We start from the raw sequence: 25,996 nt of genomic DNA, 5'->3' as shown, positions 1-25,996 counted from the left end.
ATGTCTTTATTCTTTTTTCGAGCCGTGCTGCTTGGCGGTGTGCTCAGCTTAACGGCCTGTGCTAGCGCACCAAGCGAGCAGCAAGCTGCAACGACTAATGATGTTCAACCTGCCTATGCTGATGTGCGAGATCCCCTAGAGCGTATTAACCGCCCGCTTTGGGATTTTAATTACGATGTGTTAGACGCCTATTTACTTAGACCGCTAACCGTAGGCTACATCACGGTAGTGCCAAAACCGGCACGTAAAGGGTTAAGTAATGTAGTCAATAACTTAGGTGAGCCAGCTAGCTTCGTCAACAGCGTGTTGCAAGCCAAGCCGAAGAAAGCAGCCGTAAGCGTTGGCCGTTTTGTGTTAAACAGCACCACCGGTTTTTTTGGCCTATTTGATGTGGCAACCAATATTGGGTTGACCAATGCTGAAGAAGATTTCAGCCAAACCATGGCGGTATGGGGGATTGGCGATGGCCCGTTTTTAATGATCCCTGCGCGTGGGCCTACCACGGTAAGAGATACTGCTGGCTCATTGGTTGATAATTTGTACTTCCCTTTAAGCTTATTAAATACGCCGTTAACCATTTCACGTGCCGTAATTGGTGCATTAGACGGTCGCGAGCAGTTAATGCAAGTCGAAAATATGTTAAACGACTCGCTCGATCCATACTCGTTTGTTAAAGAAAGTTATTATCAGCGTCAGATCTTTAAAATCTACGATGGCAATCCACCAAAGCCAGAAGAAACATTAGATGATGATGTGTTAGATTTTCTCGACGAAATCGAATAATACACTCAGCAGCCAGAGGTCATACCACACTCCGGTACAGGTCACACCTCTGACCGCACTCCGGTACTGGTGTGTCCAGTTAGATGATGCAAACAGGCCTGAAGACGGCGCGAGTCAATGAAAAGGAAAGCGACATGATTAAAGTATTAAGTGTGTTTGGCACACGGCCTGAAGCCATCAAAATGGCGCCACTGGTTAATCAACTTAAGCAAGATGCGGCCTTCGATAGCCGCGTTTGTGTTACCGGACAGCACCGTGAGATGCTCGATCAAGTATTACAATTATTCCATATCGAACCTGAATACGACTTAGCCATTATGAAAGCAGGCCAAGATCTGTATGACGTTACCACCAGTATTTTGCTTAACATCAAACCGGTACTGCGTGAGTTTCAACCTGATATCGTGCTAGTACACGGTGATACCAGCACTACTTTTGCTGCAGCTTTAGCCTGCTACTATGAAAAAATTGCAGTAGGCCATGTCGAAGCCGGCCTGCGTACTGGCAATATTTATAGCCCTTGGCCTGAAGAAGCCAATCGCAAGTTAACCGGCGCTTTAACCCGTTTGCACTTTGCGCCGACGCAAACCTCTGCGGATAACCTATTAGCGGAAAACCTCGCTGCCGCTAACATCGTTATTACGGGGAATACGGTGATTGACGCGCTGCTGCAAGTTGTCGACAAAATTGATAACAGCCCAGAACTAAGCGCCAGTTTTGCCAAGCAGTTTCCTTTTGTAAAAGACGATCGCCGAATGATTCTGGTAACAGGCCATCGCCGTGAAAGTTTTGGCGGTGGTTTTGAGCAAATTTGTGCTGCGCTAGCGGATATTGCTAAGCAATACCCGGATTGCGATATTGTGTACCCAGTACATTTAAACCCCAATGTGCGCGAGCCGGTTTATCGTTTACTTAGTGATGTATCGAACGTGCATTTAATTGCGCCACAAGATTATCTGCCATTTGTGTATTTGATGAGCAGAAGTTACTTGGTACTGACCGACTCTGGTGGTATTCAAGAGGAAGCGCCGTCACTTGGCAAACCGGTTTTAGTGATGCGTGATACGACCGAACGGCCAGAAGCCGTTGATGCCGGTACCGTGAAGTTAGTGGGTACAGACAGAGCGAAAATTGTAGCTGAAGTCACTCGCTTACTCAGTGACAAACCTTACTACGACAGCATGAGCTTCGCCCATAACCCATATGGTGATGGCAAAGCCTGTGCACGAATTATCGCCACCTTAAAAACCTTCCGCTAGATACTGCTCAGACCACACTCAGACACCACTCTGACCTCCGACCACACTCCGGTACTGGTTGGAGCTCTTACCGGTGTCTGAGTGCGGTCGGACCTGTTGTTGGAAATAAGATATTCCAAAACAAGATAATTCGGTTTTGATTTGTTCTGGTAAGCTATAGACACTTACTTAAACGCAGGCGGAGTTATCATGGCAGCAAGTAGCCAAAGCCATTTAAAAGCCCTCGAAAACGAATCTATTCAAATTTTCCGTGAAGTGGTAGCCGAGTTTGATAATCCGGTGATGCTTTATTCGGTAGGTAAAGACTCTTCGGTGTTATTGCATCTGGCACGTAAAGCGTTTTACCCCGGCAAAATCCCTTTTCCACTGTTACATGTGGATACCACGTGGAAATTCAAAGAGATGATTGCGTTTCGTGATCAAATTGCTGTCGATCTGGGCTTAAATTTATTGGTCCATCAAAACCCAGACGGCTTGGCCATGAATATCAGCCCCTTTGAGCATGGCAGCAGCAAGCATACCGATATCATGAAAACCCAAGGCTTAAAGCAAGCCTTAGATAAATACAAATTTGATGCTGCCTTTGGTGGTGCAAGGCGTGATGAAGAAAAATCTCGTGCGAAAGAACGTGTTTACTCGTTTCGCGACAAGCATCATCGCTGGGACCCTAAAAATCAACGGCCAGAGCTGTGGAATATTTTTAATGGCCGAGTCGATAAAGGCGAAAGCATTCGCGTGTTCCCGTTATCAAACTGGACCGAACTAGATATTTGGCAATACATTTATCTTGAGAATATCCAAATCCCAGATTTGTATTTCTCTAAACCGCGCCCTGTAGTGGAACGCGATGGCACCCTAATTATGGTTGATGATGAGCGCATGCCGTTACAACCCGGCGAAACACCCAGCATGAAAAGTGTACGCTTTCGTACCTTAGGTTGTTATCCGTTAACGGGTGCCGTTGAGTCCTCAGCGGCAACCTTACCTGAAATCATTCAAGAAATGTTGTTAACCAAAACCTCAGAGCGGCAAGGTCGGGTGATTGATCACGACAGCACCGGTTCGATGGAAAAGAAAAAAATGGAAGGGTACTTCTAATGAGCCATACCTCAGAATTAATAGAGCAGGATATTCTGGCCTACTTAAAGCAGCACGAAAACAAGCAATTACTGCGCTTTATTACGTGTGGCAGTGTGGATGATGGTAAAAGTACTCTGATTGGCCGCTTGTTGCACGACAGTAAAATGATCTTTGAAGATCAGCTTGCGGCTATCACTGAAGACAGCAAAAAAGTGGGTACTCAAGGCAAGCGTGTCGATTTAGCCTTACTGGTCGATGGCTTACAATCTGAACGTGAGCAGGGCATCACCATTGATGTGGCTTACCGTTATTTCTCAACCGAGAAACGGAAATTTATCATTGCCGATACGCCAGGCCACGAGCAATACACGCGCAATATGGCCACCGGTGCGTCGACCTGTGATTTAGCGATAATCCTGGTGGATGCACGTAAAGGCGTGCAAACCCAAACCCGGCGACACAGCTACATCTGTTCCTTGCTGGGTATCAAGCATGTGATTGTCGCGATTAATAAAATGGACTTAGTAGATTACTCTCAAGCCCGTTACAAGGCCATTCAAGAAGAGTATCTGGCTTTGGCAGGGGCTTTGGACATTCCTGATATCCGCTTCGTGCCTATTTCGGCCTTAGAGGGCGATAATGTTGTGCATCCAAGTGAAAAACTGAGCTGGTTTCGTGGCTCAACCTTGATGCAGTATCTTGAAAACATTGAATTAACGCTTGCTGAAAATGACGATTTCCGATTTCCTGTGCAGTTAGTCAGCCGCCCTAATGCTGATTTCCGTGGTTTCCAAGGCACGATTGCTTCAGGCAGTATCGCTGTAGGCGATACCGTGCGGGTATTGCCGGCGGGTACCGTGTCTACCATCAAAAGCATCGTGACCTTTGATGGTGACTTGCAAAGTGCCAACGCAGGGCAAGCCGTAACGCTTACTTTGAATGATGAAATTGATGTCAGTCGTGGCAGTATGCTGGTAAAAAAAGACGCACTGCCGCATGTTTCATCGCGGATGCGAGCCAAATTAATTTGGTTGCATGACACGCCACTAAAAACCGACAGGCAGTATTACTTTAAATTCAGCTGTAAAACCACGACAGGTGAGATCAGTAAACTGCATCATCGCATCGATGTGAATACTCTTGCAGAAAAATCAGCGGAAGTGTTAGCGATGAATGAAATTGGCTTGGTTGATGTTAATTTAACAGAAACTATGGCGTTTGATGTTTATCGTAAAAACAAGCTTACCGGTGCGTTTATTATTATTGACCGTTTCAGCAATTTAACGGTAGGAGCCGGCATGATTGATGCGCCCTTAGTTGCGACTGTTGCAGAAGAGGAAGAAATTAAAGGCCTCAGCGATTTTGAATATGAATTGATCATGCTTGTGCGCAAACATTTTCCCCATTTAATGTCTCGGCAGTAATAAATGAGCCTTGAAGCGCTTGTGCTGATAGGGTTGCTGGTGTTGTTGCTGATGGCGTTATTACGCTTTCAGCAGCATGCCGCCGGTGTATTTGGTGCCATGTTACTTGGCTTGTTAGCTTTGGGTTTTATTGAGACGGCCGATGTACTAAAAAATGCGGCCAACTCGGGTTTAGCCACGTTAGTGTTGCTGGTTTTAATTTCTTACTCGTTAGAGAAAACCAGTATCTTACGGCGTATATCGCGCTTTTTATTTACCCGCTCTGTGTCGGGTTCGGTGTTTCGCACCGTCAGTTTTGCCGCTTTAGCCTCATCAGTATTAAATAATACCGCCGTTGTGGCAGCGATGCTTAACACCGTGCGTAGTAATAAAACGGTGTCGCCAGCAAAGTTGTTGATCCCACTCTCTTATGCCGCGATCTTCGGCGGAACTTTAACCTTAATAGGTACTTCGACCAACTTAATCGTGCATTCAATGTTAACTGAAAAAGGCCATCCGGGTTTTGGTTTTTTTGACTTTACCCTAATAGGTTTAGGCGTCACGCTAGCCTGCGGTGGGGTCGTTATTTTTATGAGCCGATTTTTACCGAATGACACCATTGCAGCTGAAAACCGTAGCGCTTACTTGTTAGAAGCTGAACTGATGGCCGACTCGCCATTGGTAGGGCTTACGGTGGAAGAGGCCGGTTTGCGCCATCTTGATGCGTTATTTTTAACTGAAATCGTTAGAGGTAAGCAATTAATCCGGCCCGTAGCGCGTTATGACGTATTGTGTGCCGGCGATAAATTACTCTTTAGTGGCAACGTACATAAAGTCAACGTGCTTAAGCAATTTGTGGGGTTACGGTTATTTGCTGATGATAACGGTTTAACGACGCAAGTATTAACCGAGGTGATGATCAAGGAAGAGTCGGTATTAATCGGTAAAACATTAAAAAGTACCGGGTTTCGTGCCCGGTTCGATGCTGCAGTCGTGGCTGTGCGCCGTGAGGGTGAACAAGTCAGCGGTAAGTTGGGCGATATAGCATTAAAAGCCGGTGATGTAATGTTATTGGCAACTGGGCCAGATTTTAGCAGCAGGCATAACCTGAGTAAAAACTTCTATATTTTGTCGGATATTGATACCGAAGATATGCTCAGTGGCCACCGTGAAAAACTGACGTGGTGGGGCTTTGCGCTGATGATTGGCGTGAGTGTGTTTACTCCTATCAGTTTGTTACAAGCCGCGATGTTTTTTCTCGCGCTGCTATTGTTTGCTAAATGTTTAACCGTTAATGAAATTAAACGGCGTTTTCCAGTCGAAATTTGGTTGGTCGTAACCAGCGCCCTGTGTATTGCCACCGCGATGAATACCACCGGCTTATCGAATGTGATAAGTCAATTTGCAAGCACAGGTTTAAGTGGCCAAGCGCCGTTCTTTACCTTAATGGGCATTTTTTTATTAACTTATTTGTTAACTGAAATGATTACCAACAATGCCGCCGCGGCATTAATGTTTCCTATCGCCTACAGCTTGGCACAGGGGATGGGCGTTGATCCTATACCCATGGTGATGGGGGTAGCATTTGCCGCGTCAGCCAGTTTTATCACGCCTTATGGTTATCAAACCAACTTGATGGTATTTAATGCAAGTAATTACCGCCTCAAGCATTTTTTCCTGATGGGAGCGCCCGTAGCTATTACTTACATCGTGGTTAGTTTACTACTGATCCCCCGCGTTTTTCCCTTTTAATCCAGCTCTCCATCCCCAACACTGATCCGACCACACTCCGGTACTGGTCCGACCGCACTCTGAGACAGGTCCTACCACACTCCGGTGCTGGTCTGATCCGACCACACTCCGGTACTGGTCTGACCGCACTCTGAGACAGGTCTTACCATACTCCGGTACTGGTCCGACCGCACTCTGAGACAGGTCTTACCTCACTCCGGTACTAGTCCGACCGCACTCTGAGACAGGTCCAACCACACTCCGGTACTGGTCTGAGGTCTGATCGGTAAAATTTTTATTTGCAGCTTTCAATTTTGTTTACTATTTTAAAATTTGTTTAACATAAGGTTGCTAAAAATGTCTAGGAGGCTACGTATGTTTATAGATAATATGCCATACCATATTGTGCATAGGGGACATAATCGGACGAATTGCTTCAAGTTTGAGGCTGTAAAAGGAATGTTCTTTTCTATGTTATGCAATAAGTTAGATGAATGTGGCATCAAATTACATGCTTTTGTGTTGATGTCGAATCACTATCATCTACTTGTTACACCGCAAAGTGGTAAAGAAGTACCGCACTTTATGCAATGCTTGGGTCGGCATTTTGCGGGTTACTATAATGCACTAAACGAAAAAACTGGCACGGTATGGGATGGTAAATACTTTGCGAGTTTGGTCGAAAACGATTATTACGTTTTGGCATGTTATCGCTATATCGAACTTAACCCAGTTAGGGCAGGCATTGTTAGAACGCCGGATCAGTATCATTGGTCAAGCTATCATAGCAATGCCGGCGGTTTAAACTCGCAAATCATTGTGCCACATCCGAGCTATGAGGCGTTAGGTGATAACAAATTTACCAGGCTACGTGCTTATCGTGAACTGTTTAACGCCGACATCGACAAAGCAGAGCTACAGGCTATCCGTCAGTCGCTGAATAAGAATTTGCCGTGTCAGTCTTTAATTGCAAATAGCAAACAAGTTCAGCCTGAGGCCATGTCAATCTCGGTTTGAATTTAATGCGTACTCGAGGGTGTTGCAGTAAGGATAAATCGCTATTTTTTTAATGCAAAGTAAGTTAGTTTTAGCGCATTCAATCTTTGCCTGGAGTTTACATGTTATTACCTGTTGTTTTGGCAGGCGGCAGCGGTAGTCGGCTTTGGCCGCTTTCTCGAGAATTAATGCCAAAACAGTTTTTAACTTTGCATGGCGATAAATCTTTACTGCAATCTTCCCTGATCAGGCTTTCAGGGATCAGCACGGCTAAGCCCCTAGTTATTTGCAACGAAGAGCATCGTTTTATTGCTGCAGAGCAGATAAGACAGTTAAATTTGCTTGATAAAAATATCATTTTAGAACCGTCCAGCCGCAATACCGCCCCTGCCATTACGATAGCTGCGTTATATGCAATGCAGCGCGGTGAAGACCCCACTTTACTGGTGTTAGCTGCCGATCATGTTTTTTCTAATGTAAGTGCTTTTAAACAAGCAATACACACAGCAAAGCCCTTAGCAGAAAATGGACTGTTAGTGACTTTTGGAATTAAACCCTCTACGCCGGAAACGGGCTATGGCTACATTAAACAAGGCAAGATACTAAATGATTGTGTCAACGCATATCTGGTAAAGCAATTCATTGAAAAGCCTAGTATTGAACAGGCCAAACAACTACTTTTAGACAGTGACGTTTGCTGGAATAGTGGGTTGTTTATGTTTAAAGCCAGTACCTTTTTAAACGAACTGGCCATTTACCGACCAGATATTCTTCTGCATTGCCAAAATGCAGTAGCACAAACGCTGGCTGATATGGACTTTATTCGTATTAATAAAGAACTGTTTATAAACTGTCCGGCAGAATCTATAGATTATGCCGTGATGGAGCACACTCAATCCGCTGTGGTGGTGCCAATTGAATCAGAATGGAGTGATATTGGCTCTTGGTCAGCCCTTTGGGAGTTAGGCGAAAAAGATACTCTTGGTAATGTACAGTATGGTGAGGTGCTTCAGCATAATAGCCACAATAATTACGTTTATTCTGAAAGTGGTTTGGTTGCAACAATAGGCTTAGAAAATACCATTGTTATTCAAACTAACGATGCTGTTTTAGTTGCAAATAAAGATCATGTTCAGCAGGTTAAAGAAATAGTGCAAACGATTAAAGAGCAAGGTCGTTCAGAGCATTATACACACCGACAGGTTTATCGGCCTTGGGGGCAATATGACATTATTGATCAAGGTGATGGATATAAAGTTAAACGTATTACTGTTTTACCCGGTGAAAAATTATCGCTGCAAAAGCATCAACATCGTGCTGAACATTGGATTGTGGTATCAGGCCTTGCAAAAGTAACGCTAGATACCGTGGATCAAACACTCAGTGAAAACCAATCCATCTATATTCCAATTGGTTGCATACATGCGCTAGAGAACCCTGGGCCTGAACTCCTAGAATTGATTGAAGTGCAGTCTGGTCGTTATCTTGAGGAAGATGATATTGAACGTTTTACGGATCGCTATGGTAGGTGCTAGTTTAAAGGGTACCGGTAAGTTAGCATACCGGTACCGTTCGTTTTTTAACCAAAAATCCCGCGTGTATCAATTACAACTTTTGCAGCAACTTCATTGATATGCATGGCTTTAAATTGGCGATGGTCAACTAACACTACCAACACATTGGCCCGCTCCAGCGCTTTAGCGAGGGTAGTGAGTTTATCGTTGTGTTGACTCATGCGTTTTGGTAATGCTTTGATGTTTGGTTCAACTAACAGAATTTCACCAACGTTGTCATTGATTAGATGCTCGGCAATATCTAAAGCCGGGCTTTCGCGTAAGTCATCAATATCGGCTTTAAACGCCAAACCTAAGCAAGCGATAACAGGGCGTTTGAATTGATCAGCCGCTTCTTTCACTTTGTTAATAACATAATGTGGTTTGCCGTCATTAATTTCACGTGCAGTGCGGATCAGGTTGGCTAAATCTGGAGCTGAATCAACAATAAACCAAGGGTCAACGGCAATACAGTGGCCGCCAACACCTGGGCCAGGGCTTAAAATATTCACCCGTGGATGGCGATTCGACAGTTTAATCAATTCCCAAACGTTAATTTTTAACTTATCGCAGATCAGTGATAATTCATTGGCAAAGGCAATGTTCACGTCACGAAAGGCGTTTTCAGTCAGCTTAGCCATTTCAGCAGTACGGGCATTAGTGCGTAAACATTCACCGCGCACAAACAGCTGATACAGCGACATAGCCTTTTCAGCGCAGCGCTCGGTAATACCACCTATAATACGGTCGTTACTTACTAGCTCTTGCAATACGCGGCCGGGTAAAACGCGCTCAGGGCAGTGCGCAATATACACATCGGCAACGTCTGAGTGATCTAACGGCACTTTTAAGTCAGGGCGTAACTCTTTTAACCATTCGGCAATTTGCTCTGTGGTACCAACCGGCGAGGTCGACTCTAGAACAATCAAGTTACCTTTCTCAATAACTGGCGCAATATTCTCTAACGCAGTGCGAATGTAACTCAGATCCGGCGCCTTGTTATCTTTAAACGGGGTGGGCACCGCAATCATAAACACTTCTGCCGGCTCAGGTACCAGCGAAGCGCGCAATTTACCGGTAGTAACTGCAGCCTGCACCAACATATCCAAGTCGGGTTCCACAATGTGGATCTTGCCTTGGTTGATGGTATTAACCGCATGCTCCGACACATCAATCCCGACCACTTCAACACCACGCGAAGCAATAACCGCGGCCGTAGGTAAACCGATGTAACCTAAGCCAATAACAGACACTTTAGAAAACTGAGATAGCATTAATGATTCCTTGCAACGCTTATACAATGAGTATGAATAAGCTCATCTTAAAGTGATGAATATGAATATACAATTTATCTGCAAAATAATTATTCAAATGTCAGCATGAATTTTTCTTTTTGGGCTATTACGTACCCTTAGTGTGGCCCGACCTGTCTCAGAGTGCGGTCAGACCAGTGTCTGAGTGTGGCCTGACCAGTTGCTAGGGGAGGTAAGCTGTGATGGTTTTTACAATTCCCTCAGTAAAGCTGGTGCTGGGTTGCCAACCAAGTTGCTGGGAGATTTTTGTCGCATTTAAAGCATAGCGGCGATCATGCCCAGGGCGGTCTGCTACAAACGTGATCAGCTCGTTGTAATGGTAAATACCCTTTTTGCTAGCCGGTATAAGCTTATCGAGTTCATGACAAATAATGCTTACCACCTCCAGGTTAGTCAGTTGGTTATTCGCGCTAATGTTATAGCTTTCACCAACAGTACCCTTTTGCAATACCGTTAATAACGCCTTGGCGTGATCTTCTACAAACAACCAATCGCGAATTTGCTGGCCATCACCGTAAATGGGCAGCGCTTGGCCTTCAAGGGCGCGGTTTATCACTAACGGTATCAGCTTTTCTTGATGCTGAAATGGGCCATAATTATTGGTGCAATGGGTAATTAACACCGGCAAACCATAAGTACGCTGCCAGGCTTGAACTAAATGATCACTGGCAGCTTTACTGGCAGAGTAAGGGCTGCTGGGATGATAGGCCGTTTGCTCCGTTGCGGCATTCGCGGCTAGGGGAATATCGCCATAAACTTCATCCGTTGATACATGCAGAAACCTAAACACTTGCTGCTGTTGAATTGACAACTGTGCCCAATATTTTCGGCAGGCTTCAAGTAAGCTAAAGGTGCCAACAATATTACTTTGTATAAAAGGTGCGGCACTATTGATAGAGCGATCGACATGGCTTTCTGCTGCTAAATGCATCACATACTGCGGTTGATACTGTGTAAACAGTGAATGAAGTTCTAACTCATTAACAATATCTTGCTGTTTAAAGCGATATCGGCAATCACCTTCCACTGCTTTTAATGCCAACGGGTTTGCGGCATAAGACAGTTTATCAATATTCACGATGGTAAAATCAGTTGTTGCTAACAGCAAACGCACCACAGCAGAACCAATAAAACCTGAACCACCGGTAACAAACACACACTTATTCATTCTTTTCTCTTACAAAGCCGTTAAAAGGCGCCAATAAAGCGACAGAGCTTTATGTATAATACACCCATTAGTGCACTACTTAGCCTACTCATGCAGATTACTAAAACACAATTAGCCGATTGCCTGCTGATCCAACCGCCGGTGTATCAGGATAACAGAGGTCTTTTTCGTGAACTTTACGTCGCTGCCAAATACCAAGCGGCGGGTTTAACCCAAGCCTTTGTGCAAGATAACTTATCAAGCTCCCAACAAGGTGTGCTGCGCGGCATGCATTTTCAGCGCTTTAAACCGCAAGGTAAACTGATATCTGTTTTACACGGTGAAATTTACGATGTGATGTTAGATTTACGCCCCACATCAGCCAGCTTTGGCCAATGGCAAGGTATTTACTTAGATGCACAGCAAGCACAACAGCTGTGGATCCCGCCTGGATTCGCCCATGGTTTTCAGGCATTAAGCACGTCGGCTTTAGTTTCATATAAAACTACAGCGTATTACGACCCAACCGATGAAGGCGCGTTTAACGCGCTTGATCCAAAGCTGGCTATTACATGGCCGCAGCCAGTAACTGTGATGTCAGACAAAGATCGCGCAGCACCGGCTTTTGAGGTTGTTAAACAGCAACTGATAGCCGCTATATAATGGTAATTACGCCAAACATTTTACTCACCGGCGCTAACGGCCAGTTAGGTAAAGCGATTGCCGCAGAATTACTGGCTGCCAATATGACTTTTGTGGCTAAAAGCCGTGACGAGTTAGACATTACTAACCAAGCCGCATTATCCGCTTTTTTACACCAGCTAAAACCCACTATTATTATTAACTGCGCGGCCTACACTGCAGTAGATCAAGCCGAAACAGACAGCGCAACCTGCTTTGCGGTAAACGAGCTTGCCGTTAAAGCGTTAGCTGAATACTGCGACCAAACAGAAAGTGTACTTATACACTTTTCAACCGATTATGTGTTTGATGGTACCAGCAGCAAACCCTACGAAGAGCAGGATAAGCCGAAGCCGTTAAATCAATATGGTAAAAGTAAGCTAGCGGGGGAGTTAGCCATTCAGCAAATAGCGTGTAGGCACTACATTATCAGAACCAGTTGGTTATACGGTGATACGGGCAAAAATTTTTACACCACCATGCGTAAACTTGCACAACAGCCACAAACAGTAAAAGTAGTGGATGATCAAATAGGCGCGCCCACAAAAGTAAAAGAATTAGCTGGGGTGCTCACCTGCATTTTAGAAAAACACGCTACTCAACAAGGGCTACCCTATGGTACGTATCATTATTGTGGTGATGTGTTCAAAAGTTGGTATCAGTTTGCAAAAGACATTTTTACCGAGCAGCAAAGCAACACGCCGTTGGCTGCTATATCGGCAGCCGACTATGCCCTTAGTAAGCCAGGTATTGCGTTACGGCCTTACAACAGCTGTTTAAATAGTCAAAAATTAAAAAAGTGGCTAAAAAATAACACTAAATTTTAGCCACTTGGTATTTATTAATTAGTTTGGTGCAGTAACTTGAATACTTACAGTACTGTACTTAGCCCATTTACCCGTTGCACGAGCTGCGGCGGGTAGCTTGCTGCGTTCAATTTGATTCAGTAAATATTGCTGATAGCTGTCACTTTCATTATAACGAATAACCGAAACAGCCACCGTAGCCCGAATATTTTCATCAAATTTGTCGTCAATACCGTAATCTGCAGGCGCAACATCATCCGGATACTGACCTTGTAACGGCCCCACAAAACTTTGGAAATAGCGAGTGCCGTCAGTTAAGGTTGTTTGAACATACAAATAAAACGTATTAAATCCCGGAATAGTACCTAAGTTGTAATTAAAATTGTCTGAGGGTAAATCACGCACTAAAAAATTCTCTAAAGCACCCATGGCATCACTCGTTGGAATATTCAAAACAACAGCGTCATTAATGGGGGGTAAAAAATTTATCCGTTGCGATGATGATCGTAATACCGTGCCTTCATCCGTAACATCAAATTGATTGTCAGAAGCCCGCACCATAATATAGTTAACACCATCCAATTCATTAAAAACGTAAACTTCATTGCTATTAGTGCGGCTTCGCAAATTAATCGTGCCTGTTTCAGTAAAGTGCCCTTCTAGCAATGATGCACTGCTACTATCTACGCTTACTGGTATGGTCGACACATTTTGATTCAGGGCTAAGCTAACTTCGTTGTTCCCATTGTATTGTCGAATGCTTCCTGCGCTAGCATTAGCAGAACCATGGTTGGCAAACGCTGTTAACAGCGGCCAACTGCCGTTAGCTACACGGCATATGCCTACCTGCTCAAAAAGCACCTCATTAAAAGCCGGGGAGGATTTGCGAAGTTCAGGGCTACTAAAACCAGTTAACTGAACGTCGCTAGCACTAAGCGCCCCGTTAGGCGAATTTACCCGCACGTCAGTTGTGCGGCATTCGCAACCTTGTTGCGTTTTACCTGGAACAAAAATGGTACCCATATCAACCACAGGGTGTTGTGCGTAGGAATTAACAACAAATTCGGCACCAGCGCCTGTACTAAACGTGATAATACTCAAGTTCACCGTGTTGGCGCCTGTAATGGCAGCAGAAATTTGACCTGCCGAATTCGCTTTATGCCGGCTAACCACTCGCCAGTTTTGATCATGCACCAGTATTTCAGCGTTAGGTGAGCTTACTGTAGTACCGCAATGCGTTTCTTGAATAACATTAGCTTGCAGAGTTAAGGTGCTATTGTTGCCAGAACCATTTCCTGGGGGAGCATCATTGCTAGATCCGCCGCCGCAGCCGGTTAATAAAAGGCTTATTATGACGCTTGTAATGGCGTTTTTATTTAACATTGCTATGTCCTTATTTGCTTTTTATTGATGTTTTCAACGTGTTTTACATAGTATCGCGAAGCTTTCAATTTGAATATACATAAAAACCATTTAGATAACCTTTACTGGTCAGACCGCACTCCGGTACAGGTACGACCACACTCTGAGTCAGATCCGACCTGTCTCAGAGTGCGGTCGGACCAGTTGGCAGGGGATAGCGGTGTAATGTGGTTGCTTGCACTAGGTGGCTTTGGTAGCATTGCGCCGGTTAAACACATTTACAGGACGTTAAGCGAAACAATGCGGCTACTTACTACAGTTTTTATTGCCATCAGCAGTGCGCTGGTTTCACCCTACCTAATTGCAGCGCCTTGGATAAAAACGGATGATCCTTATTTGCAGCAAAGCATTCAACAACTGGCCAACGCGGGTTTTATCGCTACACCGGTTAACACCTGGCCTTTAATGTGGCAGCCAATTCTACAAGACTTAGCGCGAATCGATGTAACTAGCCTTACTCCTGCGCAACAGCACGCTTATTATCGCATTCAATCAGCCGCCAGCTTTGCACAAAACACCCAAATTAAAACCGTGGCGCTTCAAGGCGGCAATGAACCGCTAGGGCAGCAAGGTTTTGGCTCGCAGTCACAACAAAAAGCCATGTTAAGCTTAGGGGCTGAGCTAAAAGGCGGTAACTGGACTACCGGCATCTATCAGCAATTTCGGCATGATAGTTTTGATAGCAACCGCTATTCGAAAAATGACCGCAACTTTGATGGCAGCTACGGCGCTTATACCGCCGGTAATTGGGTACTTATTGCCGCCATGCAGCCACAATGGTGGGGGCCTGCCATACACAGTAGCTTTAACTTTAACAACCAGCAGCGCCCAACCAAAAGCCTACAAGTTAGCCGCCTTAACCCCAACTTGCCGTTATTAGACAGCACACAGTGGCTAGGGCCAGTAAGTTTTAACATGCAACTTGGCAGCTTTGCTGGCACAGCACCACTGCGGCATGCAAATTACTTGGCTACTCGCCTAGGCTTAAAACCTATCAGCAAACTTGAACTGGGTTTTTCTGCTCGCAGAATAGCACCACGTATTGAAGAGCTTGATCAAACACAGCCTTACAGCAGCTTATTGCCAGAAGACGATTTCAGCACCGTGGGTATGGATGTGCGCTATCATCTGAATGCCGTTAGCGCTATTTATGCTGAAGCATCGCAACAACAAGGTGGTAATTCCTCAACCAGTTGGTTGTTAGGCAGCCATTATCACCTGGGCAACCAAGCGGTATTACTGCGTTTTTTTGCTGAATACCAACGCATCCCGGCACAATACAATCAATGGCTATTTATTAACCCCGGTATGGACAACGCCGCCTTAGAAAACGAGTGGGTTGTTGGCACACACATCACCACTCCCAACGGCCAAGCGGGCTACGTTAAACTTAGCCACAGCAATTATGTTGACGATATCAGCCCAAGCCAATTTCAACGTGCAGTTACGCTGCACGCCGGCTACCAACAGCCGTTACTAAAAGGTTTGTTACTGATTGATTATCAACTGCAAAAAGGCACACTCGCCGCAGATGAAACCGACTTTAATCATAAAGCCAGTGCAAGATGGGAATGGCGCTGGTAATGCTTAAAAACACGTCAAACACTGCAATGTTTTTTCTAAAATATTTGACGCCACACCTTCTGATCCGTAACATCTGCGCCGCACAACACAGGACGCGTTAAGTTATGGAAAACTGGTATTTGCTATACAGCAAACCTAAACAGGAAGCTCGAGCTCAGCAACACCTTGCTAATCAAGGGTTTGAGAGCTTTGTGCCGCATATCCATATCAGCAAAATTCGAGCTGGAAAAACCAGCACGAAAGCTGAACCCCTGTTCCCACGTTATATTTTTCTTAAAGCAGATTCAGATATTAATCTAGGTGCTATTCGAAGCACCCGAGGTGTAGCGGGTTTTGTCAAATTTGGCCAAACGCTTGCAACCGTCCCAGCAGAGCTGATCCGTGCTTTATTAACCAGGCAAATACAATTGCAGCAAGAAGCACCCGAGCACATTTTTAAGCCTGGCCAGCAATTAGACGTATTAGCCGGGCCTTTTGCCAGCCTTAATGCGGTATTTCAACAAGCAGATGGCGACAGCCGCAGCATTATTTTAGTTAACTTTTTAGGTCAGCAAGTTAAATTAGCAATAAACAATAAAGATTTAGCTGTAACGCCATCGGTAAGCAGCAACTAACGCATTTACAAAAAGCATCTATTTTAACAGCAAGTTTAAGCGGTTTAAGTTATAATTCCGCGCTTACAAATTTAATTAAAAGTTCTGGGACGCGTAACTCAGTGGCGGTAGCGTGCCTGAACGCTTAGAAACGACAAAATTCATCATCAACGGAAGCAAATCAATGAGCTTTTCTACCATTCTTACTCGTAGCTTTGCTGTCTTAACGACAGCACTGATACTGTCGCTTAGCGTGCAGGCGCAACAGCCGTCAGCTGCGCAAATAGAGCAATTTAAACAGTTGCCGCGGGCTCAGCAAGAAGCCTTAGCTAAACAATACGGTGTAGATATTTCTCAGCTTACCGGAAACAGTAGCGCGAGCCGCTTGCAAGAAAACGCAGTGGCACCTTTACAGCAAGTTGAACAGAAAACATCAACTAACACAGCTCGTTCAGCGCCAAAAGCATCTGGGCTGCCACGTTTCGGTGAAAGCTTATTTGATGCCAATATCAGTACTTTTTCTCCGGTTGCCAATGCGCCCGTGCCAGAAAACTACCGTTTAGGGCCAGATGACACCTTACTGGTTCAGGTCTATGGCAAACAAAACGACATGTATGAATTGGTAGTTAACCGTGAAGGTAACGTAAATTTACCCGATTTAGGCCCTGCCAACGTAGCAGGTTTAACCTATTTAGAAGCAAGCGAACTTATCCGTAACCGTATTACCGCTGCAAACATTGGCTTACAAGCAGCTGTTACCATGGGCCAATTACGCACCATAAATATCTTTATTGCAGGTGAAGCCCGTAACCCAGGTATGTATGCCGTATCCGCGCTCACTTCTGTTACTCAAGCGTTATTTGTATCAGGTGGTGTGTCTGATATTGGCAGCTTACGCGATATTAAAGTCACTCGATCAGGTAAAACCGTCGCCAATTTTGATTTATACGAATTACTACTGCGTGGCCAAAACAGCAACGATATTATTTTACAGCATGGTGATGTGCTGTTTATTAGCCCTGTTGGTACCATGGTAACCATTGAGGGTGAAGTACAGCGCCCCGCACATTACGAGTTAGCCCAATCTGAAAATTTAAACACCTTAATTGCAATGGCTGGTGGCTTAAAAGCAGGCGCGTTAAGTAATGCTATCAAAGTACAACGCACATCAGCAGCAGGTCGTGAACTCGTTACCGTTGATCTAAGCAATAAATCACAACAAAACTTTAGTTTAAAAGCGGGCGACCACGTTATCGTTTCACAGCTGTCTGCTCGGGTACTTGAGCAAGTAACGATTGCCGGTGCCGTAGCCCGACCAGGGCAATATGCTTGGAACCAAGGTTTACATTTACACGATATTCTTACCAATGTCTGGTCAGATTTAATTAATACAACAGATGCAGACTATGCACTTGTAGTAAGAAAACTAAACAACAGAGGCGACGTTGAAGTAATTCAATTTAACTTACTCGATGCCTTAAAAGTTAACAGCATGCCGCAATCGCCATTACGCTTACAAGCCCAAGATATTGTGTTAGTTTTTAACCAAGGTAATCAAAGCTATCAGCGCGATGTATTAAATGCGCATATTAAAAGTGCAGTAGAAGAGCGGCTGGCGCAGTTTAACAATAATTCATTATTGGCAGGGGATGTAGCGGGTAATTTTTTCCGCAGCTTAGAAGGTAAAAATGCCAGTATTGGTGCGTCGCAGTTTACTAATGCTGAGCAAAACTTATCCCCAAGCGGTATTGTTGAAAGTTATATCGCCAGCATGTTAAACCAACTGTTTTTTGAGCCAAGTTATATTGGCTTATCAAAGCACCTTACCCGCAGAGAATTGCTGTTTCCTTTATTGCAAATGTTACGCAAGCAAAGCAACAACATTCAGCAGCTACCCATTGTTTCAATAAGTGGTGATGTAAAAGTAGCGGGCGAGTATCCGTTGCCAGTAAATGGCCGCGTGTCTATGCTAGTAAAAGCAGCCGGTGGCTTAAACAGTTCTGCATTTCCAGAAAGAGCAGAGCTAAGCCGTTTTATCCAGCAGGCAGGTGATATTAAATTAAACCAGCAAAATATTAATATCGATTTAGCCAAAATGTTAACCGATGCTGACACTGACATGCCGCTCGCCAGCCGTGATCGGTTAAATGTATTAACTACACCCGATTGGTCACATGTGCGCTTAGTTAATGTGCAGGGTGAAGTGAAATTCCCTGGTACATACCAAGTATTAAAAGGCGAAAAACTGTCAGAGGTGATTAAACGCGCCGGGGGTTTCACCAGTAATGCTTATCCTTATGGTGCGGTATTTACGCGTGAAAACATTAAACGGCGCGAGCAAGAGCAAGCAGAGCGCTTAATGCAACAATTAAGAGCCGATATTGCCAGTAAATCTTTAACTAGCAATAGTATTGTACCAAATGCTTCAGGTGCGCCTTCTATCGCAATGATCCAAGAGTTACAAGCCATAGAGCCTGTCGGGCGTTTAGCGATTGATCTCGACAATATTATGATGGGCCAAACCGAATTTGATATAGAATTAGATAATAACGACGCTATTTTTATTCCACGTAAACAAAACTCAATTACCGTAATGGGAGAGGTGCAACACCCCGGTTCACACCGTTACCGTTCTGGCTTAAATGTTAAAGATTATCTGTCTCTAGCCGGTGGTTCACGCAAGCGTGCCGATGAACAACGCGTGTTTGTTATTCGCGCCGACGGTTCGGTAATGGTACCAGGCAGCAATAGCTGGTTTAGTGCAGCCAATGATGAGCTTAAGCCAGGCGATACCATTATTATGCCGTTAGACACCGAATATAAAGACAGCTTAAGCACTTGGGCACAAGTAACCCAAATTTTCTATCAAACGGCAGTGGCAATTGCCGCTCTTAATTCCTTTTAACCATAAGCCTTAGCCTTTTCTTAAATGCGGATAAGGCTTTCTTAGGAACGTTATGACTGAACAATTACAACAACAGCAACTTGCCGACGACGAAATAGATTTACGCGAACTGTTTAAAGCTATTTGGCAAGGTAAGTGGCTTATTATGGCTACAACGGTTTTATTCAGTGTGGCTGCAGTGTTTTATGCTTTATCTCTACCGAACATTTATAAAAGTGAAGTAACTTTAGCGCCTGTTGCGGACGACAGTGGCTTAAAAATACCTGGCCAATTAGGTGGCTTAGCTGCCTTAGCCGGGGTTAACTTAGGTGGTATGGGTGGTGGCGATAAAACAGGTTTAGCTATCGAGCTTTTGAAATCTCGGGATTTTATTACCCGTTTTATTGAGCAGAATGACTTATACATTCCCATCATGGCGGCAGAAGGTTGGGATAGAGGCTCAGACAAGCTGGTTTTAGATAAAAAGATATATGACGAAGCCACGCAGCAATGGGTGCGTAAAGTTAAAGCGCCTTTTCAGCCAAAGCCCAGCAATTTAGAAACCTTTGAAGACTTCAAAAAGCTATTCTCTGTAAACCAAGACAAAACATCAGGTATGGTTAAACTGAGTGTAGAACACTATTCCCCTTATTTGGCTAAGGCATGGGTAGATAAGCTTGTAAAAGCAATTAACGAAGAAATGCGTGAGCGCGAATTAACTGAAGCAGAAAAAAGCATTGCCTACCTAAATAGCCAAATTGCCCAAACCAATATTGCAGATGTACGCACTATGCTGTTTTCTTTAATAGAAGAACAAACAAAAACAGTAATGCTAGCCAACGTGCGAGATGAATATGTATTTAAAACAATTGATCCAGCAGTGGTTGCTGAAAAAAAGGCTAAGCCTAGCCGAGCGTTAATAGTTGTTCTAGCTTTTATGTTGGGTTCTTTGCTAAGCATGATGATTGTTCTAGTTCGCTATTTTTCAAACAAGAAATAAGAATTAAAATGAAAGTATTAACAGTATTTGGTACTAGGCCAGAAGCAATAAAAATGGCGCCATTAGTGCACGCGTTACAGGTGGATAAGCGTTTTGAGTCAAAAGTATGTGTCACGGCGCAACATCGTGAGATGCTTGATCAGGTGTTAGCACTATTCGAGATAGCACCGGATTATGATCTTAACATTATGAAAGCTGGGCAAACCTTAACCGATGTAACAACAGCAATTCTAAAAGGCTTGCACCCTGTCTTAGTTGAATTTAAACCCGATGTAGTTCTTGTCCATGGAGACACCGCCACTACGCTTGCCGCATCACTTGCCGCTTATTATCAACAAGTTAAAGTAGGGCATGTAGAGGCAGGGCTTCGCACAGGTAACATTTATAGCCCTTGGCCAGAAGAAGGTAACCGCAAATTAACCGGTGCTATTGCAACCTATCATTTTGCACCTACCGAGACTTCACAACACAATTTACTTGATGAAAATGTCGCGGCAAAAAATGTCACTGTAACAGGCAATACTGTTATTGATGCATTGTTGTTGGTTAAACAAAAAATAGAAAAAGATGTTGACCTAGCCACATCACTTGGCGAACGCTATCCTTTTTTAGATACTGATAAAAAAATGCTCTTAGTAACGGGTCATCGGCGTGAAAGCTTTGGTGGCGGTTTTGAACGCATATGTGAAGCTTTACGTCAAATTGCAGTTAAGTTTCCAGATAGTCAAATTGTATATCCTGTGCATTTAAACCCTAATGTGCAAGAACCGGTCAACCGATTATTGGCCGGATTAAAAAACGTTTTCTTAATTGAACCACAAGACTACCTGCCTTTTGTTTATTTAATGATGCGTGCGCATATTATTTTAACTGACTCTGGTGGCATTCAAGAGGAAGCGCCTTCTTTAGGTAAACCTGTTTTGGTGATGCGTGAAACCACCGAACGACCTGAAGCCGTTGAGGCTGGGACGGTTAAGTTAGTTGGTACGAATGTTGAGACCATTACTAGCCAAGTTAGCATTCTACTTACAGATAAAATTGCATACGACACGATGAGCCGGGCACATAATCCTTATGGGGATGGTAACGCTTGTCAACGCATTTTAGACACTCTTTTTCAAGGTCAATAATTTATGAAATTTTCTTCTTTATCAGTAATCGGTCTTGGCTATATAGGCTTGCCTACGGCGGCAGTGTTTGCGTCCAGAAAAATTAAAGTAATTGGTGTGGATGTAAATCAAAAAGCAGTTGATACCATTAACCAAGGTAAAATTCATATAGTTGAGCCCGACTTAGATATTGTGGTGCACGCTGCTGTAACTGAGGGTTTTTTAAAAGCCACCACTGTAGCCGAAGCAGCAGATGCCTTTATTGTAGCGGTACCTACACCTTTTAAAGGTGACAATCATGAACCTGATCTCAGTTACATTCAGGCTGCTTGTCAAGCTATTTCACCAGTATTAGCAAAAGGTAACTTAGTAATATTAGAATCAACCTCACCAGTTGGTGCTACGGAGCAAATGGCTCAATGGTTAGCTGATGCCAGACCTGACCTCACTTTTCCACAAACGCATGACGAGCAGTCTGACATTCGAATAGCGCATTGCCCAGAACGTGTTTTACCAGGGCATGTAATGCGTGAGTTAATTGAAAATGACCGAGTGATTGGCGGTATTACAGCAAGGTGCTCAGACTACGCCGTTGCCCTTTATAAAACCTTTGTGCAAGGCGAGTGCGTTATTACTAATGCTCGTACTGCAGAAATGGCAAAACTAACAGAAAATAGTTTTAGAGATGTAAACATTGCCTTTGCCAATGAGTTATCAATGATATGCGACAAACTCGACATCAATGTTTGGGAATTAATTAAACTCGCTAATCGCCACCCTAGAGTAAATATTTTACAACCAGGTCCAGGCGTTGGCGGGCACTGTATCGCTGTAGACCCGTGGTTTATTGTAAGCAAAACACCAGAACAAGCTAGGTTAATTCGCACTGCACGTGAAGTAAACGACAGTAAACCTGAGTGGGTAATCAATAAGGTAAAAATAGCAATAGCGGATTTTATGCAGGCAAACCCGGATAAAACAACTAAAGATGTCAGCGTTGCTTGCTATGGTTTAGCTTTTAAGCCTGATATTGACGATTTAAGAGAGAGCCCTGCGCTGTCAATAGCGCAGCAAATTATGACATTACATAATGGTGCGGTGTTACTGGTTGAGCCAAATGTACAGAGTTTACCAGCAAAACTTAGCTCAGCAGAGTTAGTTGAATTCGAGACAGCCTTTGCTCAGGCTGATATTCATGTTTTGTTGGTTGACCATAAAGCGTTTAAAGCGGCTAAGCCAAGCCATGGCATCATTGTAGATAGTAAGGGAATCTGGTAATGAAATTATTAGTAACAGGTGGCGCAGGTTTTATTGGGTCTGCAGTTGTGCGGCATATTATTAAAAATACCAATAACTCGGTAGTTAATGTCGATAAATTAACCTATGCTGGCAACCTAAATTCTGTCGCTGAAATTGCACAAGATATACGCTATGTCTTTGAGCAAGCTGATATTTGCAATCCTGATGTAATGAAGACCTTATTTGCTAAACACCAGCCCGATGCGGTAATGCACTTAGCAGCCGAGAGCCATGTAGACCGTTCAATTGATGGCCCTGCAGCGTTTATTGAAACTAATATTATTGGCACTTATACCTTATTAGAAGCTGCTCGTAACTACTGGAAAGACTTGCCTGAAGTACGAAAGCAGGCATTTCGCTTTCACCATATCTCTACTGACGAGGTGTATGGCGACTTGCATGGCACTGATGATCTATTCACTGAAACCACGCCTTACGCGCCAAGTAGTCCTTATTCAGCCAGTAAAGCCAGCTCTGATCATTTAGTGCGCGCCTGGCAACGTACCTACGGTTTACCGGTTATTGTCACTAACTGTTCAAATAACTACGGCCCTTTCCACTTCCCGGAAAAACTTATTCCACTAATCATTCTTAATGCCCTAGCTGGTAAACCACTACCAGTGTACGGCAAAGGTAACCAGATCCGTGACTGGCTCTATGTAGAAGATCATGCCCGAGCACTTTACAAGGTAGTAACTGAAGGCGCTGTTGGCGAAACCTATAACATCGGTGGCCATAACGAAAAACAAAATATTGAAGTCGTACACACTTTGTGTAATTTATTAGAAGAGTTAGTGCCAAATAAACCTGAGGGTTTAAAGCGATTTGAAGATTTAATTACTTATGTGAAAGATCGTCCAGGACATGACCTACGCTATGCAATAGATGCCAGTAAAATAGAGCGTGAGTTGGGCTGGAAACCCGAAGAAACATTTGAGAGCGGTTTACGTAAAACAGTAATGTGGTACTTAAACAATAAAGATTGGTGGCAAGCTGTATTAGACGGTAGTTACCAAATGGAACGTTTAGGGCAGGGAGCTTAAGATGGCCAAGTATAAAGGAATAGTATTAGCAGGCGGTTCAGGTACACGGCTTTACCCAATAACTCGAGGTGTGTCTAAACAATTACTACCTATTTACGATAAACCAATGGTTTATTATCCAATTTCAACTCTGATGCTTGCTGGTATCCGCGATATTTTAATTATATCCACTCCAGATGATATCGAAGGATTTAAGCGTCTACTTGGTGATGGTAGTGCTTTTGGTGTGAATTTTAGCTATGCAGAACAGCCAAGCCCTGATGGTTTGGCTCAAGCTTTTTTAATTGGTGAAGAATTTATTGGTTCTGACAATGTGTGTTTAGTATTAGGTGATAACATTTATTATGGTCAATCATTTTCAAAAACCTTAAAAAATGCTGTGGCACGTGGTGATGGGGCAACTGTTTTTGGCTACATGGTAAAAGACCCTGAACGCTTTGGTGTTGTCGAATTTGACAGCAATATGAAAGCAGTATCGATTGAAGAGAAACCCTCAAAACCAAAATCTAACTATGCAGTAACCGGTTTATACTTCTACGATAACAGTGTGGTAGAGCTGGCTAAGCAGGTTAAGCCATCGGCACGTGGCGAACTGGAAATCACTACCCTTAACCAGATGTACCTGGAAGCTGGTAAGCTAAATGTTGAAATACTCGGCCGCGGTTTTGCCTGGCTAGATACCGGCACCCATGAAAGTCTGCATGAAGCTTCCTCTTTTGTGCAAACTATAGAACATGTGCAAGGCTTAAAAATTGCGTGTTTAGAAGAAATTGCTTGGCGTAATGGCTGGTTAACAGCTGAACAGGTAACGAGTTTAGCGAAGCCAATGCTTAAGAATGAATATGGACAATATCTAACTCGGTTAGTCGCATGCAATTAGATACTAACTTAAAAGTTGCCATTACTGGCGCTAATGGCCAACTAGGCTTTCAGCTCGTTAAAAACTTAAGTGGTAAGGTAAAGCTGAAAGCGTTTGACAGAGCGTCATTAGATATTGCTAATTCATTTGAAGTAGAAAAAAAATTAACGGCCTTTACCCCAGATATCATTATCAATGCTGCTGCTTATACAGCTGTTGATAAAGCAGAGCAGGAAATAGAACAAGCTGATGCTATAAACCATTTTGGTGCAAAATACCTTGCCCAAACAGCAGAAAAGCTAAATGCCATTCTTATTCATGTGTCTACCGATTATGTGTTTAACGGCGAAAGTGATACGCCATATCTGGAAACAGATAAAACCAACCCGCAAAGTATTTACGGCAAAACGAAACTAGCCGGTGAGTTAGCCGTAATTGAACATTGCAGTAAGCATATTATCTTGCGCACCGCCTGGGTATTTGCCGAACACGGCAATAACTTTGTTAAAACCATGCTACGCTTGGCACAAAGCCAGCCAGAGTTGAGGGTAGTTGCAGACCAAACCGGTGGCCCAACTTATGCGGGTGATATAGCAGATGCCATCATCAGTATATGTGTTCAGCTTAAAAATACTGAAGAGTCGAGGTGGGGAATTTACCATTTCAGTGGTATGCCTTTTGTTAGTTGGCATCAGTTTGCAGTAGCAATATTTAAGCAAGCAGAAAGCTTGAAACTTATCAATAAAATACCGGTTACCAATGCAATAACAACTGCAGATTATCAAACGCCAGCTAAACGTCCAGCGTATTCAATGCTTAATTGCGATAAAATAGACAAACAGTTTGCCATTAAGTCTTCTAATTGGGCTAAGGCATTGGAAAACCTAACTTTATATAAGTGATAACTATGAAAGTTATAGATACAGCTATACCAGATGTAAAAATTATAGAGCCCGATGTTTTTAGCGATGAGCGCGGCTGGTTTATGGAGTCATGGAATCATAAAAGTTTTTGTAAGCAAATAGCTAACAGAGAGTTTGTGCAAGATAATCAGTCTCTATCTCATCGCGGCGTGTTAAGGGGGCTGCACTATCAAACATCGCCATTTGCACAAGGTAAACTGGTTCGGGTTATAACTGGCAGTGTGTTTGATGTAGCAGTTGATATCCGGAAAAGCTCAAAGACGTATGGTCGGCACGTTGCGGTAGAATTGACTGCCGAAAACAAAAAAATGTTGTGGATACCTGAAGGGTTTGCCCATGGGTTTCTTGCTCTGGAAGATAATACTATATTTACCTATAAAACTACCGGTTACTATAACAAAGAGTCTGAACGCTCCCTTCATTGGAAATCACCTGTTTTAAATATTGAATGGCCAAGCTTAGAGGATATAAACGTAAATGAAAAAGATTCATCAGCCCATTTTTTTAACTATTAATTTATGATGATAA

General features: G+C 43.7%; 22 protein-coding genes. 19 read left to right on the top strand and 3 right to left on the bottom strand.

Features of this window, described 5'->3' with window-relative positions; all coding sequences use genetic code 11:
* The 7 genes from JAO78_RS04615 (at position 1) to JAO78_RS04585 (ending at position 8,787) form a co-directional block, all read left to right on the top strand.
* Positions 1–783, top strand: a complete 783-nt coding sequence (locus JAO78_RS04615; RefSeq protein WP_226750182.1) for an MlaA family lipoprotein — start codon at positions 1–3, stop codon at positions 781–783.
* A gap of 134 nt (positions 784–917) precedes the next feature.
* The gene (wecB, locus tag JAO78_RS04610) at positions 918–2,042 is read left to right on the top strand and encodes a non-hydrolyzing UDP-N-acetylglucosamine 2-epimerase (RefSeq protein WP_226750181.1); all 1,125 of its coding nucleotides are present in this window, start codon (positions 918–920) and stop codon (positions 2,040–2,042) included.
* A 189-nt stretch (positions 2,043–2,231) separates the two neighbouring features.
* Positions 2,232–3,140: a sulfate adenylyltransferase subunit CysD gene (gene cysD, locus JAO78_RS04605; RefSeq protein WP_226750180.1), complete on the top strand. Its 909-nt coding sequence runs from the start codon at positions 2,232–2,234 to the stop codon at positions 3,138–3,140.
* Positions 3,140–4,546, top strand: a complete 1,407-nt coding sequence (gene cysN, locus JAO78_RS04600) for a sulfate adenylyltransferase subunit CysN (protein WP_226750179.1) — start codon at positions 3,140–3,142, stop codon at positions 4,544–4,546. Before cysD ends, cysN begins: the two co-directional genes overlap by 1 nt.
* 3 nt (positions 4,547–4,549) lie before the next feature.
* Positions 4,550–6,277: an SLC13 family permease gene (locus JAO78_RS04595; protein WP_226750178.1), complete on the top strand. Its 1,728-nt coding sequence runs from the start codon at positions 4,550–4,552 to the stop codon at positions 6,275–6,277.
* A 336-nt stretch (positions 6,278–6,613) separates the two neighbouring features.
* On the top strand, positions 6,614–7,273 hold the full coding sequence (locus JAO78_RS04590) for a transposase (RefSeq protein WP_369413459.1): 660 nt from the start codon (positions 6,614–6,616) through the stop codon (positions 7,271–7,273).
* Positions 7,274–7,374: 101 nt separating this feature from the next.
* Entirely contained in the window at positions 7,375–8,787 is a 1,413-nt protein-coding gene (locus tag JAO78_RS04585; protein ID WP_226750176.1) for a mannose-1-phosphate guanylyltransferase/mannose-6-phosphate isomerase, read from the top strand.
* A 44-nt stretch (positions 8,788–8,831) separates the two neighbouring features.
* On the opposite strand, the gene wecC (JAO78_RS04580) is transcribed toward JAO78_RS04585, so the two are convergent.
* Positions 8,832–10,079 (bottom strand): UDP-N-acetyl-D-mannosamine dehydrogenase, encoded by a 1,248-nt coding sequence (wecC, locus tag JAO78_RS04580; protein ID WP_226750175.1) that lies wholly within the window; start codon positions 10,077–10,079, stop codon positions 8,832–8,834.
* A 202-nt stretch (positions 10,080–10,281) separates the two neighbouring features.
* Positions 10,282–11,286, bottom strand: coding sequence for a dTDP-glucose 4,6-dehydratase (gene rfbB / locus JAO78_RS04575; RefSeq protein ID WP_226750174.1), 1,005 nt, complete (start codon positions 11,284–11,286; stop codon positions 10,282–10,284).
* Positions 11,287–11,337: 51 nt separating this feature from the next.
* On the opposite strand from rfbB (JAO78_RS04575), the gene rfbC (JAO78_RS04570) reads away from it, so the two are divergent.
* Both rfbC (JAO78_RS04570) and rfbD (JAO78_RS04565) read left to right on the top strand, forming a co-directional pair.
* On the top strand, positions 11,338–11,928 hold the full coding sequence (gene rfbC, locus JAO78_RS04570) for a dTDP-4-dehydrorhamnose 3,5-epimerase (RefSeq protein WP_226750173.1): 591 nt from the start codon (positions 11,338–11,340) through the stop codon (positions 11,926–11,928).
* Entirely contained in the window at positions 11,928–12,773 is an 846-nt protein-coding gene (rfbD, locus tag JAO78_RS04565) for a dTDP-4-dehydrorhamnose reductase (protein WP_226750172.1), read from the top strand. Before rfbC (JAO78_RS04570) ends, rfbD (JAO78_RS04565) begins: the two co-directional genes overlap by 1 nt.
* Positions 12,774–12,791: 18 nt before the next feature.
* On the opposite strand, the gene JAO78_RS04560 is transcribed toward rfbD (JAO78_RS04565), so the two are convergent.
* A complete protein-coding gene (locus JAO78_RS04560; RefSeq protein WP_226750171.1) occupies positions 12,792–14,135 on the bottom strand; it encodes a hypothetical protein in 1,344 nt (447 codons plus the stop codon).
* A gap of 204 nt (positions 14,136–14,339) precedes the next feature.
* Between JAO78_RS04560 and JAO78_RS04555 the strand changes: the two genes are divergently transcribed.
* The 10 genes from JAO78_RS04555 (at position 14,340) to rfbC (JAO78_RS04510) (ending at position 25,983) form a co-directional block, all read left to right on the top strand.
* Positions 14,340–15,758 (top strand): capsule assembly Wzi family protein, encoded by a 1,419-nt coding sequence (locus tag JAO78_RS04555; protein WP_226750170.1) that lies wholly within the window; start codon positions 14,340–14,342, stop codon positions 15,756–15,758.
* A 104-nt stretch (positions 15,759–15,862) separates the two neighbouring features.
* Positions 15,863–16,372, top strand: a complete 510-nt coding sequence (gene rfaH, locus JAO78_RS04550; RefSeq protein WP_226750169.1) for a transcription/translation regulatory transformer protein RfaH — start codon at positions 15,863–15,865, stop codon at positions 16,370–16,372.
* A 163-nt stretch (positions 16,373–16,535) separates the two neighbouring features.
* Complete coding sequence (locus tag JAO78_RS04545) at positions 16,536–19,256, top strand: SLBB domain-containing protein (protein WP_226750168.1); 2,721 nt, start codon at positions 16,536–16,538, stop codon at positions 19,254–19,256.
* A gap of 52 nt (positions 19,257–19,308) precedes the next feature.
* Positions 19,309–20,235 (top strand): Wzz/FepE/Etk N-terminal domain-containing protein, encoded by a 927-nt coding sequence (locus JAO78_RS04540; RefSeq protein WP_226750167.1) that lies wholly within the window; start codon positions 19,309–19,311, stop codon positions 20,233–20,235.
* Between the two features lie 8 nt (positions 20,236–20,243).
* Positions 20,244–21,365, top strand: a complete 1,122-nt coding sequence (wecB, locus tag JAO78_RS04535) for a non-hydrolyzing UDP-N-acetylglucosamine 2-epimerase (protein ID WP_226750166.1) — start codon at positions 20,244–20,246, stop codon at positions 21,363–21,365.
* Between the two features lie 3 nt (positions 21,366–21,368).
* Positions 21,369–22,622, top strand: coding sequence for a UDP-N-acetyl-D-mannosamine dehydrogenase (wecC, locus tag JAO78_RS04530; protein WP_226750165.1), 1,254 nt, complete (start codon positions 21,369–21,371; stop codon positions 22,620–22,622).
* Complete coding sequence (gene rfbB, locus JAO78_RS04525; RefSeq protein ID WP_226750164.1) at positions 22,622–23,686, top strand: dTDP-glucose 4,6-dehydratase; 1,065 nt, start codon at positions 22,622–22,624, stop codon at positions 23,684–23,686. The genes wecC (JAO78_RS04530) and rfbB (JAO78_RS04525) overlap by 1 nt, the downstream gene beginning before the upstream one ends.
* 1 nt (position 23,687) lies before the next feature.
* Entirely contained in the window at positions 23,688–24,566 is an 879-nt protein-coding gene (gene rfbA, locus JAO78_RS04520; protein WP_226750163.1) for a glucose-1-phosphate thymidylyltransferase RfbA, read from the top strand.
* Positions 24,557–25,447 carry a dTDP-4-dehydrorhamnose reductase gene (rfbD, locus tag JAO78_RS04515; RefSeq protein WP_226750162.1) on the top strand — a complete coding sequence of 297 codons (891 nt, stop codon included), beginning with the start codon at positions 24,557–24,559 and terminating at the stop codon, positions 25,445–25,447. The genes rfbA and rfbD (JAO78_RS04515) overlap by 10 nt, the downstream gene beginning before the upstream one ends.
* A 5-nt stretch (positions 25,448–25,452) precedes the next feature.
* A complete protein-coding gene (gene rfbC, locus JAO78_RS04510; protein WP_226750161.1) occupies positions 25,453–25,983 on the top strand; it encodes a dTDP-4-dehydrorhamnose 3,5-epimerase in 531 nt (176 codons plus the stop codon).
* Positions 25,984–25,996: the final 13 nt, after the last annotated feature.

This window comes from Alishewanella maricola (assembly GCF_016343785.1).
Classification (GTDB): domain Bacteria; phylum Pseudomonadota; class Gammaproteobacteria; order Enterobacterales; family Alteromonadaceae; genus Alishewanella; species Alishewanella maricola.
This window is presented reverse-complemented; position numbering and strand designations above follow the sequence as displayed.

What these genes read in the sequence shown, in the direction of transcription:
- JAO78_RS04615 (WP_226750182.1), top strand. Translation starts at nt 1, where the DNA reads ATGTCTTTATTCTTTTTTCGAGCCGTGCTGCTTGGCGGTGTGCTCAGC.
- wecB (WP_226750181.1), top strand. Translation starts at nt 918, where the DNA reads ATGATTAAAGTATTAAGTGTGTTTGGCACACGGCCTGAAGCCATCAAA.
- cysD (WP_226750180.1), top strand. Translation starts at nt 2,232, where the DNA reads ATGGCAGCAAGTAGCCAAAGCCATTTAAAAGCCCTCGAAAACGAATCT.
- cysN (WP_226750179.1), top strand. Translation starts at nt 3,140, where the DNA reads ATGAGCCATACCTCAGAATTAATAGAGCAGGATATTCTGGCCTACTTA.
- JAO78_RS04595 (WP_226750178.1), top strand. Translation starts at nt 4,550, where the DNA reads ATGAGCCTTGAAGCGCTTGTGCTGATAGGGTTGCTGGTGTTGTTGCTG.
- JAO78_RS04590 (WP_369413459.1), top strand. Translation starts at nt 6,614, where the DNA reads ATGTCTAGGAGGCTACGTATGTTTATAGATAATATGCCATACCATATT.
- JAO78_RS04585 (WP_226750176.1), top strand. Translation starts at nt 7,375, where the DNA reads ATGTTATTACCTGTTGTTTTGGCAGGCGGCAGCGGTAGTCGGCTTTGG.
- wecC (WP_226750175.1), bottom strand. Translation starts at nt 10,079, where the DNA reads ATGCTATCTCAGTTTTCTAAAGTGTCTGTTATTGGCTTAGGTTACATC.
- rfbB (WP_226750174.1), bottom strand. Translation starts at nt 11,286, where the DNA reads ATGAATAAGTGTGTGTTTGTTACCGGTGGTTCAGGTTTTATTGGTTCT.
- rfbC (WP_226750173.1), top strand. Translation starts at nt 11,338, where the DNA reads ATGTATAATACACCCATTAGTGCACTACTTAGCCTACTCATGCAGATT.
- rfbD (WP_226750172.1), top strand. Translation starts at nt 11,928, where the DNA reads ATGGTAATTACGCCAAACATTTTACTCACCGGCGCTAACGGCCAGTTA.
- JAO78_RS04560 (WP_226750171.1), bottom strand. Translation starts at nt 14,135, where the DNA reads ATGTTAAATAAAAACGCCATTACAAGCGTCATAATAAGCCTTTTATTA.
- JAO78_RS04555 (WP_226750170.1), top strand. Translation starts at nt 14,340, where the DNA reads ATGTGGTTGCTTGCACTAGGTGGCTTTGGTAGCATTGCGCCGGTTAAA.
- rfaH (WP_226750169.1), top strand. Translation starts at nt 15,863, where the DNA reads ATGGAAAACTGGTATTTGCTATACAGCAAACCTAAACAGGAAGCTCGA.
- JAO78_RS04545 (WP_226750168.1), top strand. Translation starts at nt 16,536, where the DNA reads ATGAGCTTTTCTACCATTCTTACTCGTAGCTTTGCTGTCTTAACGACA.
- JAO78_RS04540 (WP_226750167.1), top strand. Translation starts at nt 19,309, where the DNA reads ATGACTGAACAATTACAACAACAGCAACTTGCCGACGACGAAATAGAT.
- wecB (WP_226750166.1), top strand. Translation starts at nt 20,244, where the DNA reads ATGAAAGTATTAACAGTATTTGGTACTAGGCCAGAAGCAATAAAAATG.
- wecC (WP_226750165.1), top strand. Translation starts at nt 21,369, where the DNA reads ATGAAATTTTCTTCTTTATCAGTAATCGGTCTTGGCTATATAGGCTTG.
- rfbB (WP_226750164.1), top strand. Translation starts at nt 22,622, where the DNA reads ATGAAATTATTAGTAACAGGTGGCGCAGGTTTTATTGGGTCTGCAGTT.
- rfbA (WP_226750163.1), top strand. Translation starts at nt 23,688, where the DNA reads ATGGCCAAGTATAAAGGAATAGTATTAGCAGGCGGTTCAGGTACACGG.
- rfbD (WP_226750162.1), top strand. Translation starts at nt 24,557, where the DNA reads ATGCAATTAGATACTAACTTAAAAGTTGCCATTACTGGCGCTAATGGC.
- rfbC (WP_226750161.1), top strand. Translation starts at nt 25,453, where the DNA reads ATGAAAGTTATAGATACAGCTATACCAGATGTAAAAATTATAGAGCCC.